This window comes from Hydrogenophaga sp. GW823-FHT04C09, from assembly GCF_058796355.1.
The window spans coordinates 352,555-369,290 of record NZ_JBXAIO010000005.1 but is presented as its reverse complement, the minus strand read 5'-3'; the positions used below and the strand labels follow the sequence as shown (position 1 = coordinate 369,290).

Genomic DNA, 16,736 nt, shown 5'->3' with positions numbered 1-16,736 from the left:
CCTCAGCGCGCGGGGTTCACCACCCGCCCGCGGATCTCCACCTCCACGCGCCGGTTGTCGCGCAGGCAGGCGATGAGCGCGCTGCGCGCCAGGCCGTCGCTGCAGGTCTTCACCGGCTCGGCGCTGCCCTTGCCTTCCACCGTGAACAGCGCGGCATCGAGCCCGCGCGCCACGAGGTGGTCGCGCACGGCGGTGGCGCGCTGCAGCGAGAGCGGCTGGTTGTGCGCGTCGCTGCCCAGGCGGTCGGTGTGGCCGATCAGCACGATGCGTTCGATGCCTTGCAGGCCCTTGGCGCGATCGGCCAGCACGTCCAGGCGGGCGCGGCCGGCCGCGCCGATGTCGTTCAGGCCCGAGCGGTCGAACTCGAACACCGCGTCGGTGGCCAGCACCAGGCGTTCGATGATCCGCTCGACCACCACCGGTGCGGGTGCCGGCGCGGGCGCGGCGGCCACGCCCGGGCCGGCGCAGGCGGCCTGGGCGGTCTCCAGTCGCGCGGCCATGGTTTCGGCCATGCCGATGTAGGGGTTGGCATGGCGCCAGCCGCCTTCGGCGTACTCGTGGCCCATCCACACCAGCTGCACGTCCAGGCACGCGGCCTGGGCCGCCACGCAGGCCGCACCCGCGCCGGTGCGCCCGCGTTCGGCGCGCGCCCACAGGTCTTCGCGCAGGCGCACGGCGCCGCCGATCAGGGGGTTGGTGACCGCCGGCGTGGTGCCCTTCTCCAGCGCCTCCACCAGCTTGACCGACTCGGCCAGCGCCTCGCCGATCACCGGGCCCCGGTCGTTCTCGTGGTAGTTCTGGCGCGCCATGTCGAGCCAGCACTGCGCCTTGGCCCAGGGGTAGCTGGTCTGGGGCACGCGGCCGTCTTTCTGCAGCGCGGCCAGGCGGTCCTGCACCGATTGCAGGGTGCGGTGGTCGGCGCGCTGCGCCTCGTCGGTGAAGCGCGTGGCTTCGGCGAAGGGCGGCACGGCGCCGGGCGCGCGGTCGGTGGCGCGCGGGTCGGTCACGGCGCAGCCGCTCAGGGCCGCCAGCGCCAGCAGGGACAGAAGAAAGGATTTGGAAGTCATGGCAAGGGCCTCTCAACAGATCAGGGACGGGCGGCCGAAGCCAGCGGGCTCAGGGCGCGGTTGGTGGCGGGATCGCTGCCCCGGAACAGGGTCTCGTCGAACTTGAAGCGCAGCCGCAGGTACACGCCCTTGCGGGTGTAGGCCGCGCCGGTCAGTTCGTCGTCGCGGAAGCCGCGCAGGTTCACGCCGAAGGACAGCCAGAGGTTGGCCTTGACGAGGTAACCCGCTTCGACGCCAAAGGAGTCCTGGCGTGTGTTGCCCTGCGGGCTCCACATCAGGTGGTGCTGCAGGCCCACGTCCCAGCGCTCGGACAAGTCCCAGGTGATGCTGCCCCCGACCAGCCAGGCGGTGTAGTTGGAGCGCATGCCGCCGAGGAAGCGCTCGGACACGCGCTTGCCGGCCAGGCGCCCGGTGAGCCACCAGGGCCGGCTGGGGTGGTAGTCGGCGTGCAGCGAGACCGCGTGCGAGGTGCGGCGGTAGTCCACGCCGGGGTTTTCGTCGTTCTCGGCGCGCAGCTCGTACAGGCCGAGCGCGTTGACGCGGTTGAGGTCGGTCTGGCGGTAGGCCGCGCCGATCTGGAAGCGGTCCTGCCACTGGTCGTAGGCGCCCGCGTGGCGCGCGTTCTGCAGCGAGAGCGTGTTGCGCGCGAGCAAAGACCAGTCGCGGTCGATCTTCACCGTGGTGCCCAGGGTGGAGAGCCAGGCGTCGTGGTTGCGGTCGCGGCGCCACTCCAGGCGGCCGGTGGCGCGCCAGGTCGGGTCGTAGGCCAGGTCGATGCCGCCGGTGAGCGCGGTCGCGGACGAGGCATCGCCCGCGATCGCCTTCTGGTGTTCGACGCTGGCGCTGTAGCGCACGCCCTCGGCCACGCGGAAGGTCTGGCGCAGGCCGATGGCGTTGACCGCGTCCTCGCCCGAGATCGCGTCGCGCAGGCGGTACTCGTTGAAGACTTCGCCGTCGCGGAAGGTCTCGCTGGAGAGGCCTGCCACGAGCGCGGTCTCGCGCCCATCGGTGGCCAGGCCGTTGACGCCACCCAGGCCCTTGGACACCTCGGCGCGACCGTAGGCGCGGAACTGCTCGCTCAGCCGGTAGTCGGCGCCGAGCGTGATGCGCTGGCCGCGCGCGTTCTCCACGTCCTGCTCGAGTTCGCCGAGCACGGTGAGGCGGTCGCTCAGCTGGCCTTGCGCGCTCAGCGAGAGCGCGGTGAAGCTGCGCGTCTGGCCCGGCGCGGCGGAGAACAGCGGCGCGTTGATCTGGAAGGGCGTGAAGCCCGAGGTCTGCGGGATGTTCACGCCCCAGGCGGAGGCCGCGTTGGGCACGCCGCCTTCGTCGCGGCCATGGCGCAGGCCCACGCCCACGGTCCACTTGGGCGTGAGGCGGTACTGCACGCCGGCGTAGGCCGTCTCGCGCACCGCTTCCACCGCCTTGTCCTCGGAGCGCATGGCGTCCACGCGCAGCGACCAGTCCTCGTTGATCTGGTAGCTCGCCACCGCGCCGGCCTCGGCGCGCCCGCCGTTGTACGAGGACGAGAGGTTGGAGAACTCGCGGTCGGTCTCGCCGGCCCACAGGCGCGCGTCGAGCCGCTCGCCCTGGTGGCGCACTTCCACGCGCGCGCCGTCGCCCTTGCCCCGCTCGCCCAGGGCCTCGCGGTCGGAGCGCGCCAGCTCCACCAGCGCCCAGCTCTGCTCGCCCAGGCGCAGCGTGGCGTTCACGCCGCTGAGCTTGTAGGGGTCGGACGGGTCCTGCGATTCCACGTGGCTGGCGCCGATCTCGAGCGCGGGCGTGATGCGCCACGAGCCGTCCACGCCACCGAGCCAGTACTTGGGCCCGCCCTGCTCCACCTCGTAGGTGATGCGCACCGACATCGGGTTCATGTTCGCGTCCACCGAGGGCACGGGTGCGCGGAACACCACGCTGCCGGCGAAGGGCTCGAACTCGTAGTCCACGAAGCGCACCATGGGCTCGGCGCGCAGGATGATGGAGGGCTGGTTGCGGTCGCGCGTGAGGATCTCGACCTTCTCGGAGCCCGAGATGCCCTCGCTGCTGGAGAGCCGGTAGGGGCCGGAGACGCCGCGCGCGGGCTGTTCGTCCACCACCTGCGCGACGTTGTCGCGCACCACCCAGGCGTTGGCCTCGAAGGTCTCGCCCTCGTGGTGCAGCTGCAGGCCGGAGACCGAGCGGTTGAGGCGGCTGAGCTCGCGCGCGGGCCCGCCGGTGCCGGTGTTGAAGTCGCCGAACAGCACGAAGGAGCGGCCCTGGTCGACCCGCACGTACAGGCGCTGGCGCGACTGCGCGTCGAAGCCGCGCAGCGAGGAGTCGCCGTAGATCGGGTAGTACTGGTCGGGCTGGATGTCGCGGAACAGCCGGCCCCGGCTTTCCTTCTCGGAGTCGTAGGCCAGGGTGAGCAGGGTCTCGCCTTTCACCACGCCCTTGAGGAAGAACGCGGTGCGCGCGCCGAGCGAGCCCTTGCCGTTGTCGAAGCCGTTGGCGTGGCGCTGGATCTCGAGCTCGAAGCCGTCGTTCTCGCGCGCCGGGCTGACCTGCGAGGCCTTGAGGCGGCTGAGGTCGAGCGTGCCTTCGATGACGCCGACGGCGATCATGGGCCGGCGCTCGGTCACCATGCCCACGCGCCCGTGCACCACCACGTTGCCGGACTGCACCTGCAGCTCGGCATCGCCCGGCTCATAGGACGCGACGAGCTCGACCACGGCCTCGCCCCCGCGCACCGTGAGGCGCAGGTTCTGGCGCGGCGGTTCGTCCACGGCGGCATCGGGCAGGCGCACGCGCCCCCGGGTGGTGGCCACGGTCACGTCGATGGGCGTGGTCACCTTCTGGCCGTCGCGGTCGAACAGGCGCAGGGTGAGCAGCACGACCGAGCGGCCGTCGGCGGCGACCTGGTCCTGCGCGGCCTCGAGCACCAGCTGGCCGTGGTCGGCCAGGCTGGTGGCGCGCCAGTTCGCGGCCAGCGGCAGCGCGGTGGTGGGCGCGGGCAGCGCGGTCTCACCCGGGCCCCGGGCCGGGTCGCTGCCCGGGGCCAGGGGCGTGAAACGCGGGGCCAGAGGCGCGGTGGTCTGCGCGAGCGCCAGGCCCAGGGGCAGGAGCAGCACGGCCGAGGTCAGAGCGGATCGCATGGGAAGACGGGCTTTCATTTCGCACCTCCCACGCGGGCCGGCGGGCCGGAGCGGAAGACGCGCGGGGTGGGTGTCGGTGGGTCGACCAGCGGGGCGACGATCTGGCCGAGGCGGCGGCGGTTTTCCACCTGCTCGAGCACGGCGGGCGAGCAGCTGCCTTCGATGAAGTCGGCGCGGTGCAGCTCGCCGAACTTGAGGTCGAGGAACAGGCTGCCGGCGTCCAGCGCGTTGCGGTTGCTGCTGGTCACGAGCTGGCTGCCGGCGGGCAGCGTGGTCGGGTCCACGCGCAGCACCGAGGTGCGCGCGGGCAGGCCGCAGATGCTGTACTTGCCTTCGCTGTCGGAGACCAGGTGCGTGCCGTCCTGCAGGTACAGGCGCACGCCGGGGATGCCGACTTCCTCGGCGTCCTGGATGCGGTTGCGGTTGCAGTCCATGAACACCTTGCCCATCACGCAGGCTTCCTGGAAGAACACGCCGCCGGTGATGCGGATGCGGGCCTGCGCGCGGTTGGAGGTGACGGGCACGCCCCCCACCACACCCGCGGCCTGGGCGCGGTTGATGCCATCGCCCTGCTGGGCGCCGACACCGACGCGCACGCGGTAGGTCACGGTGACCGGCGTGTTGGCGGCGAAGTTGCCCAGCGCGAAGTTCAGCACCGGGCCGGGCGAGCCGGCCGGATCGGCCACGACCACGCCGTCCTGCGCCACCGTGCCCGGGATCAGGCGCAGGCCGGCCGGCAGGCTGTCGGTGATGACCACGTTGCTCGCCGCGCCGTTGGGGCTCTGCACGCGCAGCGTGTACTGCACCGAGTCACCGATCTCGACCACGTCGCGCAGCACCTGCTTCTGCAGGAACAGGCCGGCGCCGTTGAAGGGCTCCAGCGGGATGTGGTTGTGGATCAGGTCGGGCATGCCCGGCGCCAGGTTCAGGCGCAGGTAGTAGGTGGTGGGCTGGCCGATCGGCGGCGGGCCGGCCTGGGCCTGCACCAGGTAGGGCGAGGCGCCCGAGGGCGTGAACACGCCAGGGGCCGGCGGGATCGAGGCGATCGGCGTGGGCGCGTAGTTGGGCGCCGAGGCGCTCAGCGTGTACTCGCCGGTGGGCGCGCCCGGGGCCAGCAGGAACTGGTAGAAGCCCAGCGGCCCGGTGGTCATCTGCGCGCAGTTGCCCACGGCCACGTAGCTCGCGCCACCCACCAGCATGGTGGCGGGGTTGAAGCCGGCCGGGCCGCAGAAGCGCACCAGCGAGGCGTCGACCGGCGCGCGGGTGTTGGCGTCGTAGACCACGCCCGAGGGGTCGAGCGGCAGGTCCTGCTGCTGCAGGTTGGCGCCGGGCTGCAGCGAGACGGCCAGGTGGTCGCGCTCGCGGGCCAGGCGCGAGTTCGTGTCGGCGCCGCTGTTCTGCGGCGTGCCGTAGATGACGTTGTTGGCCGGGTCGCGGAAGTACACCTTGTAGTCGCCGGGCACCAGGCCGATCACGCCGTAGTCGCCGTCGGCCCCGGTGCGGAACAGGCTGCGGCCGTCGGGCATGCTCACGCAGCCTTGCGCGCTGTTGGACGGCACCAGGCGGCAGGCCACGGCCTGGCCGTCGCTGCCGACCACCTCCACCGCCCAGTCGGGGATGGGCGTGTCATTGCCGTCGCGGCGGCGGTCGCCGTTGTTGTCGCGCCAGACGAAGCCCGAGAGCGCGGCGGGCAGCGAGGACAGCGGCACGCCGGTGGCGTCCAGGCCCGGGGTCTGGTACGGCGTCTGCGGCACGCTGCCCGGTGGGATCACGCCCGAGGGCGGCTGGCCCGGCCCGCCAGTGGGCGTGCCGTTGTCCACCGCGTCGGTGCGGATGCCGGTGGGGCCGGCCGTGGCCTGGTTGAAGCGCGTGGTGGTGGCGCCGGCCGTGACGATCACCGGGATGTCGACCGACACCCAGGCGCCTGCGGGCAGGTTCGCCGAGCCCAGCAGGTCACCGCCCGCGGTGCCGGTGAAGCCGGCGTTGGGCGTGAACACGCCGCCGTTGCCGCCGCCATGGGTGATGGCGGGCGCGCCGGCGCGGGTCATGAAGTCGGGCAGCGTGTCGCGCACGTCCACCGTGACCGGGTAGGCGCTGTCGTTCTGGTAGATCACCTGCCAGACCACCTCGGCACCGGGCGAGACGCCCAGGGCGGCGGCCGGCGAGACGATGCGGGCGGACTTGTAGCCGCGCACGCCCTCGCCCTGCGTTTCACCGAAGTTCACCTGCAGCGCCGCGCCGGGCGTGGCGACGAAGCGCAGCGCGATGGTCTCCACGGCGCCACCGAGCGGACCCACGGTGCCGGCGCTGCCACCGGTCACGGGGCCGGGCGTGTTGGCCACGCTGGTGTAGCCCAGCGGCTGGGTCTGGCGCACGGTGTAGTTGCCCGGCGCCAGGCCGGTGAAGCTGTACTGGCCGCTGGCGTTGGTGGTGGTGTAGCGCGTGATGGGGTTGCCGAACGCGTCGGTGCCGACCAGGCCCAGGGTGCCGCCGGGCAGGCCCACGTCGGTGCCGCCGAACTGGCCGTCGAAGTCGCGGTCTTCGTAGACGCGGCCGGCGATCTGGATGTTGGCGACCAGCGGGAAGTTGTGGTGCGCCGTGCTCTGGTTCGCGGCCACGGCGATGTTGGCGATGGACGCGGGCGCCGCGCCCGGCGCGCTGGGCGTGCCGTTGGGCGCGCCCGCCAGCGTGCCGGCGCTGGTGATGCCGTGGGTGGTGCCCGTCGGCAGCGCCGGCATGAGCACGCGGTAGTTGCCCACCGGCAGGCCGCTGAAGCTGTAGGCGCCGCTGGCGTCGGTGGTGGTGGTGGCGATCAGCGCGTTGCTCGCCTGGTCGCGCAGCTCCAGGGTGCGGCCCGGCACCGGCTGGTCGTCGGGCGTGAACACGCCGCCGCTGTTGTCGGGGTCGAAGTAGACGACGCCCGAGATCTGGCTGCCCGGCAGGGTCTTGGTGAAGTGGTTGTCCACCGAGGCGGTCTTCACGCCGCTGAGGTCGATGCCGGTGATCGCGGGCACGGCCTGGGTGCCGCCGGCCGTGCCGCCGGTGCTGCCCGGCCAGGCCAGCGGCGCGGTGCTGTTGAGGAAGCCGGCCGGGGGCGCGCAGGTGGTGCAGGTGACCGTGTAGCTGGTGCCCGGCGGCACGCCGGTGAAGTTGTATTGGCCGCTGGCGTCGGTGGTGGTGGTGATCGACACCGGGTTGCCGTTGAGGTCGTTGCCGGTGAGCGTCAGCGTCTGCGGCACGTTGTTCGCGCCGCCCGCGCCGCTGCCCACGCCGGCATCGCTGCCGTTGAAGGCGCCGTCGCCGTTGCCGTCGGTGAAGATGCGGCCGCTGATGCTGCGGTCGTTGCCGATCTCGCCGAAGTTGTTGCCGGCCGAGCGCGCGTTGGGCGGCAGCACGATGCCGGCGATGCGGCTGGTGCCGGCCGGGATGCTGTAGGCCGGTGCGCCGTGGCTGATGGCGGGCGCGTTGTTCGAGGCCGTGCCGGCGGTGCCGGTGGCGCCGCCCGAGCCCAGGTCGTTGACCGTGCCGGCCGTGGGAATGCCGTTGACCGTGCCGGCGGGCTGCGCGCCCTGCGTGACCACGTAGCCCGGGCAGGTCGGGGCCGCCAGCGGGCTGCAGCTGGGCCGCAGGTCGGTGAAGCGGTAGCGGCCGCTGGCGTCGGTGGTGGTGGTCAGCGAGACCGGGTTGCCCCGGTCGTCCACGCCCACCAGCGTGATCTGCACGCCCGGCAGGCCGGGCTCGGTGCCGTTGGGCACGCCGTTGTGGTTGTCGTCGCGGTAGACCTGGCCAGCGATCTCGGACGCGCGCAGTTCACCGAAGTGGTTGCCCACCGAGCTGGCCACGTTGCCGCCGGCCGCGTCGAGCCGGATGCCGCTGCGCAGCGAGACCGCGTTGCTGCCGTCCACGCTGGGCGTGGCCACCTGGCCGGTGCCGCCCACCAGGCTGGCTTCGGCCGCGGTCGCGGCGGTCACGCGGGCCTGGTAACTGCGGCTCGAGGCGTTGAGCGCGCTCGACGGCGCGAGCGCGCTGCCGCCCACCGAGTCGCTGCCCGAGCGCAGGTAGCGCACGGTGTAGGCCGAGCCCAGGGTGGCGGAATCCACCAGGCCGCTGAACACGTAGAAGCCGCCCGCGTCGGTGGTGGTCTTCTGCAGCACCTGGCCGTCGCTGGCGCGCAGCAGGCTCACGGCTTGGCCGGCCAGCGGCGCTTCACCGGCGGTGAAGGCGCCGTCGTTGTTGGCATCGAGGTAGACGCGGCCGGAAATGGAACCCAGCGGGCTGACCACCAGCGGGGCCTCGGCCGGCGTGGGGTTGCTGCCCGCGTCGGTGCGCAGCGCGCCGGCCAGGATGCGGTTGGGGTAGGTGCCGGCCACGCTGGCCGTGACGTTCACCGAGATCGTGCAGCCGCCGGGCGGGATGCTCGCGCCGCTGGCGTAGCGCACCAGCGCCGTGCCGGCCGCGGCCGTGACCGAGCCGGTGCTGCAGGTGCCGCCGATGGCGGGCGTGGGCGCGACCAGCACGCCGGCCGGCAGCGTGTCGTCCAGCGCCTGCGCCAGCGTCTGGGCCGCCGGGTTGGCGTTGCCCAGCGTGATGGTCAGGCGGGACACGCCGTTGGGCGAGATGCTCGGCGGCACGAAGGCCTTCACCACCGTGGGCGGCTCCAGCACGCGCACCGGCGCGCTCGCCGGGTCGGGGTTGCTGACCCCCTCGTTGCTGGTGATCGCACCGGCGGGGATGGTGTTGGTGTACAGGCCCGGCACGTTGGAGACGGTGTCGAAGGCGAAGCTGCACGAGCCCCCGGCCGGCACGGTGGCGCCGGCGATCTGGGCGCTGTCGGCCGAGGCGACGGCGCTCACCGTGCCCCCCGCGCAGGTGGTCGAGGCGTTGGGCACCTGGGCCACGAACAGGCCGGTGGGCAGCGGATCGCGCAGCACGACACCGGTCAGGGCCTGGGCGGCGTTGGGGTTGCTGATGGTCACCGTGAGGCGGTTGGCCACGCCGGGTGCCACGGTGCCCTGCGCGAACGCCTTGGCGATGGTGGGTGGCTGCAGCACGTGCAGCGTGGCGCTGGGGCCGGGCTGCGGGTTGGTCACCGCGCCGTCGTTGGCGATCACGGTGCCGCCCGGCATGGTGTTGACGTAGGCGCCCGCGACCGGCACGACCACGTTGACGCGCACCTCGCAGACGCTGGGGCCGACGGGCAGCTGCGCGCCCCGGAACGAGACCTTGTCACCGACGGCGGTGATCACCGCGCCCGCGCAGGTGGTGCTGACATTGGCCGGGCTGGCCACGACCATGCCGGCGGGCAGGTGGTCGGTGGTGGAGATGTTGGTGAGCGGCTGCGGCAGCGAGTTGCGCACCTGGATCACCAGGCGCGCGGGCTGGCCGGCCGCCACGGCGGAGGGCTCGAAGTGTTTCTCCACGCCCATGCCCGCGAGCGCGCCGAGGTTGGCGGTGAAGGGGCTGGCGTTGGTCACGCCCTGGGTGTTGGTGATGGCCCCGGCCGGCAGGGTGTTGTTGAGCGTGCCGACGACGCTGGAGGTGATGTCCGCCGAGACCGTGCAGCTCGCGTTGCCCGCGAGCGTGCCGCCGCTCAGGCGCACCACGCGCGTGCCGGTCACGGCCTCCACGCGGCCGCCCGGGCAGGTGGTGGCGGCGTTGGGCACCACGCCGACCACCATGCCGGCGGGCATGTTGTCGGCCACCGCGAGCTCGGTCAGCGCGGTGGCGGTGGTGTTGTCGATGACGATGGTCAGGCGCGAGACGCTGCCAGGCCCGGCGATGGAGGTGGGCGCGAAGCTCTTGGTCAGGTTCACGCGGCTGGTGACCTTGTTGAGCGTGGCCGTGGTGGTGCCGGTGCTGGCCACGCCGCCGTCGGCCGTGACGGCGCCGGGCGCGAGCGTGTTCACCGACGGTGTGCCGCTGGTGCTCAGCACGTCGAACAGGAAGTCGCAGCTGGTGCCGCCGGCGATGGTGGCGCCGCTGATCGAGGCGGTGCTGCCGCCGTCGGGCGCGTTGAGCACCACCGGGCCGGCGCAGGTCGTGCTGGCCTTGGCCGGGGTCGCGAGCGTGAGGCCGGTGCCGGCCAGCGGGTCGGTGGCGCGCACGCCGGTGAGCTGGCCGTTGCCGGTGTTGCCCAGCGTGATGCGCACGCGGCTGGTGCCACCCACCTGCACCGGGTTGGTCAGGAAGGTCTTGGCCACGGTCAGCGCGGGCAGGTACTCCAGCGTGGCGGAGGTGGCGTTGAGGTTGCGCACCGTGGTGCCGGGCACGTTCGCCACCGTGCCGGTGGCGCTGACGGTGGCGGACGCGTTGCTGCCGTTGTAGGCCGGGATGCTGTTGGTGTGCACGCCGATCGTGCCGCCGACCACGTTCACGCGCACGCTGCACTGGCCGGGCGAGAAGGGGCTGGTGCCCGCGCGCGCCGGCAGGCTGCCGCCGCTGAGCGAGAAGGACGTGTCGCCCGGGTTGGCGCTGACGCTGCCGCCGCAGGTGGTGGTGGCGTTGGCCGGCTCGGCCACGCGCAGACCGGCGGGCAGGCTGTCGCTGAAGGCGAGGCCGGCGAGCGCCGAAAAGTTGTTGTTGGTCAGCTCGATCTGCGCCACCGAGGGCGCGCCCTGGAAACGCTGGCGCGCGGTCACGCCGTCGAAGGTCTTGGTGACCACCAGCGGGTTGACCGCCGTGAGGCTCACCGCGCCCGAGCTGCCCGTGACCGTGCCGTTGCCGGCGCTGAAGCTGCTGTTGGTGAGCGTGGCGCCCGGCACGGCGTTGGCCGGCACGCGCGCGGTGAAGCTCACCACGCAGGTGGTGCCGCCCGGTGCGGCGCCGGGGAAGTTGAAGCTGAAGCCCGGCGTGGTGGCCAGCGGCGTGGGCATGGGCACGCCGGCGGCGAAGCTGCAGCCGCCGCTGATGACGGGCGTGATGCCGCCGGTGGTGGCGTCCACATAGACCATGCCCGAGGGCAGGGTGTCGGTGAAGTTCACGCTGGTCTGCGGCGTGAGGCTGAACGAGGTGACCGCCACCGAGAACAGCGCCACGTCGCCGGGCGCCACGGTGGTCGGGGTGATCGACTTGGCGACCGTGAGCGCGTTGTCGCGCACCTCGATCGGCGCCGAGCTCGCGGGCGAGGTGAAGCCCTGGGTGTTGCTCACCGCGCCGCTGGGCAGCGCGTTGGTGTGGGTGCCGGTGGTGGTCGAGGTGACGTTGAACTGGACGCGGCATTCGCCGCCGGCGGCGATCTCGGCGCCCGCGAGCACGAAGCCCTGGCCCCCGGGCCCGGCGACCAGGCTCGCGCCCGCGCCGCAGCCGCTGAGCTGGGCCGCGCCGATGGCGCCCGAGTTGGTCAGCGCGGCCGGCCAGCGCGCGCCCACGGTGGTGTCGCTCAGGCCGACGCCGGTGAGCGCGGCGGCGCTGTTGTTGCCGATGCGCACGGTCATCAGCGAGTCGGCGCCCGCCGTCAGCGGCGTGACCGAGAAGCCCTTGGCCACCGTGATCGGGCTGTTGACGGTGATGTTGGTGGTGTCCGCGGGCGAGGTCAGGCCACGCGTGTTGCCCACGGCGCCGGCGGGCAGGCTGTTGACGTCGGCCAGCGAGGCGGTGGCGGCCGGCAGCACGCCGCGCACGGTGAATTGCAGCTGACAGGTGCCGGGCGAGCCGGCGGGAATCGCGCCGCCGGTGAGGGTGACGCTGCTGGCCGTGAAACCCGCCGTGCTGCCGCAGGTGTTGGAGACCACGCCGGTGACCTGCAGGTTGGAAGGCAGGTTGTCGGTGAAGCTGGTCAGCGGGATGTTGTACGCGCTGTTGGGGTTGCTCAGCGTGATGGTCGCGGTGCGCGAGAGGCCCTGGGTGAGCGTGGCGCCGCCCAGGTTCTTGGACACCGTGGGGTTCCTGAGTTCGGTGACCGACACGCTTTGCGTCGCCGCCGAGACCGCCGCGGGCGAGAGGTCGCCGGGGTTGATGACGTTGTCCCAGATGTCTCCGCCGTCGTAGGAGGTGAGGTCCACCGAGATTGTGCAGCTGCCGTCCACGCCGCCGACGTGGGGCGGGATGGTGAAGCCGCTGACCTGGAGCCGGTCGACGCCGCCGGGGCCCGCGCCGAGGTTGATCGACGCGCCGGCGCAGGTGCTCGTGGGGGCCACGTAGCCCGGATGGCCGGCGGGATAGAACCGCAGTTGCGGCGGCAGGGTGTTGGTCAGCGCGGCGTTGTCTTCCTGCGTGTCGCTGTTGCTGATGGTGATGGTCAGTCGCGTGCGGTCGCCCACCGCGATCGTGCTGGCGCTCACCGCCTGGCTCACCACCAGGGTGGCCTGGGCCGCGCCCACCGAGAACACCGTGGCCGCCGCCCACAGGCCGAGCGCGCGAACGGGCCGGCCGAACGCGCGCAGGAAGGCTGGCGAACGCGCAGGCGCGCCCTCACCCGTGGCCTGGCCACGTGCAAAAAATCGAAGCATGTTTTTTCCCTCTGAGTGGCACGCGAACGACCGTCGCGTGTCCCTTGGGGCGCCCGGCCCGGTGGACCTGAAACGCCATCGCACGGCGGCGCACGGACCGGGGCCCAGGCACTTCAATGCATTTGGTTACAGGTGCGCACTGTATCGGGGCGTGCAGCTTGTTACAAATTCACGACTGAATTAGTGCGTTAAAAGTCATGAATTTGAAAAAGTGCTGTAGGAAAAAACATGCCTGAGCATGAATTCAATTGTTAAAAGATTGTTGTTTTTATTCTATTTTTTGAAATACCATCAGAATTTTGGACAATTTTTCAGCTCTATATTCGATAGCAGCCGCGAGCACTCACTCACTTATATTGACTAACAATTAGTTAAAAGATTGTTAAAAATCAATCCGACGAACGGTTGGGAGGGGTTGGACGGCGTTTCGCCATGAAAAAAGCGCCGAGAGACCCTCACGGCGCCTCGGCGCGGCCACCCACTGGCGTGGGCCTCGGCGCGGCGGCCGGCCCTAGGCCTCGCTGTGCCGGGCGAGGAAGGCGTGCAGGGCCGCCGCCCCCGCGCCGGGCGGCGCATCGCCCGCCGTGCAGAGCAGCAGGCGCCGCGTGGCCCAGGCATCGCCGAGCGGGCGCACCACCACGCGCTCGTTCGCCAGGCGCAGCGCCGTGGCCTGCGGCACCACCGCCACGCCCACGCCCTCGCCCACCAGCTGCATCACCGCGTCCAGCCCGCGCACCCGCACCCGGTGGTGCAGGCCCCGGCCATGCTGCAAGGCCTGGTCGTGCAGCAGGCGGCTCAGGCCGCTCTCCACCGGCAGCCCGACGAAGGGGCGGTCCAGCAAGTCCACGAAAGGCAGCGGTCGGCGCGTGGCGCGCGCGCCCTGCCGGGGCAGCACCGCCACCAGCCGGTCTTCGCGGAAGACCCGGGTGGCCAGGCCTTCGGTGCCCACGTGGTCGGACACGATGCCGATGTCGGCCTGCTCCTGGCGCATGCCGAGCAGCGCGTCGAGGCTGCTGAGTTCGCGCAGGTCGACGTCGATGTCCGGGTGCTCGACCAGGAAGCGGCCGAGCAGCCCCGGCAGGTGCTCGGTCATGGCGGCGGTGTTGCAGATCACTCGCACCGTGCTGCGCACGCCGTGGGCATGGGCCGCCATGTCGGCGTGCAGCGCTTCCATGCCGCGCTGCAGGCGCGCCGCGTGCAGCAGCAAGGTGCGGCCGGCGTCGGTGGTGCGCACGCCCTGTTTGGAGCGCCGCAGCAGGGTGGCGCCGAGCGCGTGCTCCAGCTGCTGCAGCCGCGTGCTCGCTGCGGCCAGCGAGAGGTGGATGTGGCGCGCCCCGGCGGTGATGGAGCCGTGCTCCACGACGGCGGCGAACAGGCGCAGGTCGAACGGGTCGACGCGGTAGGTGGGCGCGGCGCGGGGGGCGGTCATGGGCGATCCTCCGGAATCGGCGAAGGATACCTCTGGCGATGCGCGATGGACAGACCGGGCCCCGGACCGCACCATGCCGCCCCATGGACCTCTCGCTGCTCGGGCTGATCGCCGTCGTTTTTCTGGCCGCTGGCGCGGTCAAGGGCATTTCCGGCATGGGCCTGCCGACCTTCTCCGTCGCGCTGCTCGGCCTGTTCATGCCCACCGCCGCCGCGGCCACGCTGATGCTGCTGCCTTCGCTGTTGACGAACATCGCCCAATGCATCGGGCCGCACGCCCGTGCCCTGGCGCGCCGCCTGTGGCCCATGTGGCTGATGCTGGCGGCGGCCACGGTGTTCAGCCCGCTGCCCGATCTGGGCAGCGCCGGCGCGGGCGCGCGCCTCACCCTGGGCACGGTGCTGGTGGCCTACGGCCTGTGGGGCCTGGCCAGGGCGGCCCTGCCCGATCCAGGCCGCTTCGCGCGCCCGCTGGGCGGCGTGGCGGGCGCGCTCTCGGGCCTGCTCACCGCCGCCACCGGGGTGTTCGTGATGCCCATGGTGCCGTACCTGCAGTCGCTGCGGCTGGAGAAGGAGGTGATGATCCAGGCCCTGGGCCTGAGTTTCCTGGTGGCCACGCTGGCCCTGGCGTTGCGGCTCGGGCCACTGGCCGTGCTCAGCGGCGCGGCGGTGCCGCTGGCGGGCCACGCCATCGCGCTGGGGGCGGCCTTCACCGGGCTCTGGCTCGGCTCGGTGCTGCGCCGGCGCCTGCCGCTGCTGGTGTTCCAGCGCGCGCTCTACAGCGTGTTCATCGCCCTGGGTGCGCTGATGCTGGCGCGCGCCCTGTAGGGACCCCCATGCCGCCCGGCCCCGACGCGCTGGCCCTGGCCGAGGCCCTGGAGCGGGCCTACCGGCTGGCGCTGGCGGTGGAGGCGCTCGCGGCCGGGCCGACGGCCTCGGAAGGCCAGGCGATCTCGGTGATGGCCACGGAATTGCTCGGCCTGCTGGACCAGGCCCGGGCGTCGATGCTGCGGCCCAGCACCAGCAGCCGCACCGGCTGGTGAAAGCCCGCGCTGTTCGCGGCCAGGGTCTGCACGGCCTCGCTCAGCGCGGCCCCGTCCACCCCCTCCTCCTCGGCCACCATCAGGGTGGCGCGGCGCGGCCGGAACGCGCGCAGGGCCTGCGGTTCGCCGATCAGGTAACCGGCGTCCCAGGGGTCCGAGGGTTGGCGTTGGCGCCACCACATCGCGTCCTGGCCCTTCACGCGCAGGCGCAGCAGCAGGCCCGCGAGCGCACCACCGGCGGCGGCGAGCTGGTCGCTGCCGTCGAGCCGACGCGAGAACGCCTCGACCAGCCCGGCCCGCTCGGCCGCTGGCCCCTGCGCCAGCGTGGCCAGCGCAAAGCGCTCGTCTGTGAAGCACCACGCCTGCAGGGCCGCCCAGGTGGCGGGGGCCAAGGCACGGCGAGCCCCAGACCCCTCGGCGATGGGCCGGGTGGACTCGACGCGCATCACCGCGCCGTCGAAACGGGCCAGCAGCAGGCCGGCGCGCGCGGCCAGCGATGCGGAAAAGGAGCGTGGCGGCGTCATGGCGCGGGCGACTGGGCCAGGAAGAAGCGCAGCATCTCGGCCGAGGCGTCGGGGCCGCTGCCGTCGGTGTACGAACCCGACGCATGCCCGCCCGACCAGGCATGGCCGGCGCCGTGCAGGGTCCACCACTCCACCCAGGGCCGGCCCGCCGCGTCGGCGTGCACGGTGCGGGTGTAGCGCCGGCCACCGGGCACGGTGGCCGTCTCGGTGTGGACGTGCAGGCCTTGCGGGCCGTGGGCCTGGGCGGCGTGTTCGACGACGCGCTCGCCATTGCGCGCCTGCACGGTGTGGTCGCGGTCGCCATGGAAGACGATGGTGGGCACGGCCCGCCCGGTGGGCGGCGGCGCGGCCGCGCCCCGCCCCTTCATCGCGGCCAGCGCCGAGGGGATGTCGCTCGCGCTGCGGTAGGGCAGGCCCGAATGCACGCCCACGGCGGCGAACAGATCGGGGTGCGTCTCGCCCAGGATCACCGCCATTGCCGCGCCGGCCGAGAGGCCGGCCACGAAGATGCGGCGCGGGTCCACCGCGTGCTCGGCCGCCACGGCCCGCACGATGCCCGCGATGAGCGCGGGCTCGCCGCCCTCGCGCCCCTGGTCCTCGGCGCGGAACCAGTTCCAGCAGCGCGATGGGTTGGCGCCCGCGGGCTGCTCGGGGTAGACCACCAGACAACCTTGGGCGTCGGCCAGGCGGTTCATCTGCGTGCCGGCGGCGAAGTCGTCCGCCGACTGCGTGCAGCCATGCAGCATCACCACCAGCGGCAGGGGCGCGGCGCTGGCCGCGCCGGCGCGCGCGGCGGGCAGGTAGAGCTTGTAGTCGCGCGACCCGGTGGGATGGGTGAAGCGGCGGCGCAGGAACTGGCCCTCGCCCGGGTCGCGTGCGACGACGTCAATGACCTCGGCGCCCCCAGCGGCCGTGGGGGACGGGGCCGGGCGGCGCGGCGCGAACACGTCGGCCAGACCGGCGCCCGCCAGCGCTTGGCGGATGGTGTCGGTGACCCCCTGCAACGGGCCCGGGCGACCGTCCAGCCCGGCGCGGGCCAGGGCCTGCTCAATGGTGTGCTGCACGCTCACCGGGATCGTGGGATGGGGGGTCATGGGCGCTT

At 72.8% G+C, this 16,736-nt stretch carries 7 protein-coding genes; 1 reads left to right on the top strand and 6 read right to left on the bottom strand.

Annotated features, from left to right (window positions below):
* Window positions 1–2: 2 nt before the first annotated feature.
* From AC1Q9M_RS16515 to AC1Q9M_RS16500, 4 genes are all read right to left on the bottom strand, one after another.
* Window positions 3–1,067 (bottom strand): OmpA family protein, encoded by a 1,065-nt coding sequence (locus AC1Q9M_RS16515; protein WP_492434648.1) that lies wholly within the window; start codon window positions 1,065–1,067, stop codon window positions 3–5.
* A 20-nt stretch (window positions 1,068–1,087) separates the two neighbouring features.
* Window positions 1,088–4,195 (bottom strand): hypothetical protein, encoded by a 3,108-nt coding sequence (locus tag AC1Q9M_RS16510; protein ID WP_492434647.1) that lies wholly within the window; start codon window positions 4,193–4,195, stop codon window positions 1,088–1,090.
* 14 nt (window positions 4,196–4,209) lie between these two features.
* Window positions 4,210–12,642 carry a DUF7933 domain-containing protein gene (locus AC1Q9M_RS16505; RefSeq protein WP_492434646.1) on the bottom strand — a complete coding sequence of 2,811 codons (8,433 nt, stop codon included), beginning with the start codon at window positions 12,640–12,642 and terminating at the stop codon, window positions 4,210–4,212.
* 511 nt (window positions 12,643–13,153) lie between these two features.
* On the bottom strand, window positions 13,154–14,071 hold the full coding sequence (locus AC1Q9M_RS16500) for a LysR family transcriptional regulator (RefSeq protein ID WP_382163321.1): 918 nt from the start codon (window positions 14,069–14,071) through the stop codon (window positions 13,154–13,156).
* An 83-nt stretch (window positions 14,072–14,154) separates the two neighbouring features.
* On the opposite strand from AC1Q9M_RS16500, the gene AC1Q9M_RS16495 reads away from it, so the two are divergent.
* A complete protein-coding gene (locus AC1Q9M_RS16495; RefSeq protein ID WP_492434645.1) occupies window positions 14,155–14,895 on the top strand; it encodes a sulfite exporter TauE/SafE family protein in 741 nt (246 codons plus the stop codon).
* Window positions 14,896–14,953: 58 nt separating this feature from the next.
* Here the strand turns inward: AC1Q9M_RS16495 and AC1Q9M_RS16490 are convergent, their stop codons facing one another.
* Complete coding sequence (locus tag AC1Q9M_RS16490; protein ID WP_492434644.1) at window positions 14,954–15,634, bottom strand: hypothetical protein; 681 nt, start codon at window positions 15,632–15,634, stop codon at window positions 14,954–14,956.
* Complete coding sequence (locus AC1Q9M_RS16485) at window positions 15,631–16,728, bottom strand: extracellular catalytic domain type 1 short-chain-length polyhydroxyalkanoate depolymerase (protein ID WP_382322761.1); 1,098 nt, start codon at window positions 16,726–16,728, stop codon at window positions 15,631–15,633. Before AC1Q9M_RS16485 ends, AC1Q9M_RS16490 begins: the two co-directional genes overlap by 4 nt.
* Between the last annotated feature and the right edge of the window lie 8 nt (window positions 16,729–16,736).

Excerpts from the sequence above, each read along its gene's own strand:
- AC1Q9M_RS16515 (WP_492434648.1), bottom strand. The coding sequence starts at position 1,067 with ATGACTTCCAAATCCTTTCTTCTGTCCCTGCTGGCGCTGGCGGCCCTG.
- AC1Q9M_RS16510 (WP_492434647.1), bottom strand. The coding sequence starts at position 4,195 with ATGCGATCCGCTCTGACCTCGGCCGTGCTGCTCCTGCCCCTGGGCCTG.
- AC1Q9M_RS16505 (WP_492434646.1), bottom strand. The coding sequence starts at position 12,642 with ATGCTTCGATTTTTTGCACGTGGCCAGGCCACGGGTGAGGGCGCGCCT.
- AC1Q9M_RS16500 (WP_382163321.1), bottom strand. The coding sequence starts at position 14,071 with ATGACCGCCCCCCGCGCCGCGCCCACCTACCGCGTCGACCCGTTCGAC.
- AC1Q9M_RS16495 (WP_492434645.1), top strand. The coding sequence starts at position 14,155 with ATGGACCTCTCGCTGCTCGGGCTGATCGCCGTCGTTTTTCTGGCCGCT.
- AC1Q9M_RS16490 (WP_492434644.1), bottom strand. The coding sequence starts at position 15,634 with ATGACGCCGCCACGCTCCTTTTCCGCATCGCTGGCCGCGCGCGCCGGC.
- AC1Q9M_RS16485 (WP_382322761.1), bottom strand. The coding sequence starts at position 16,728 with ATGACCCCCCATCCCACGATCCCGGTGAGCGTGCAGCACACCATTGAG.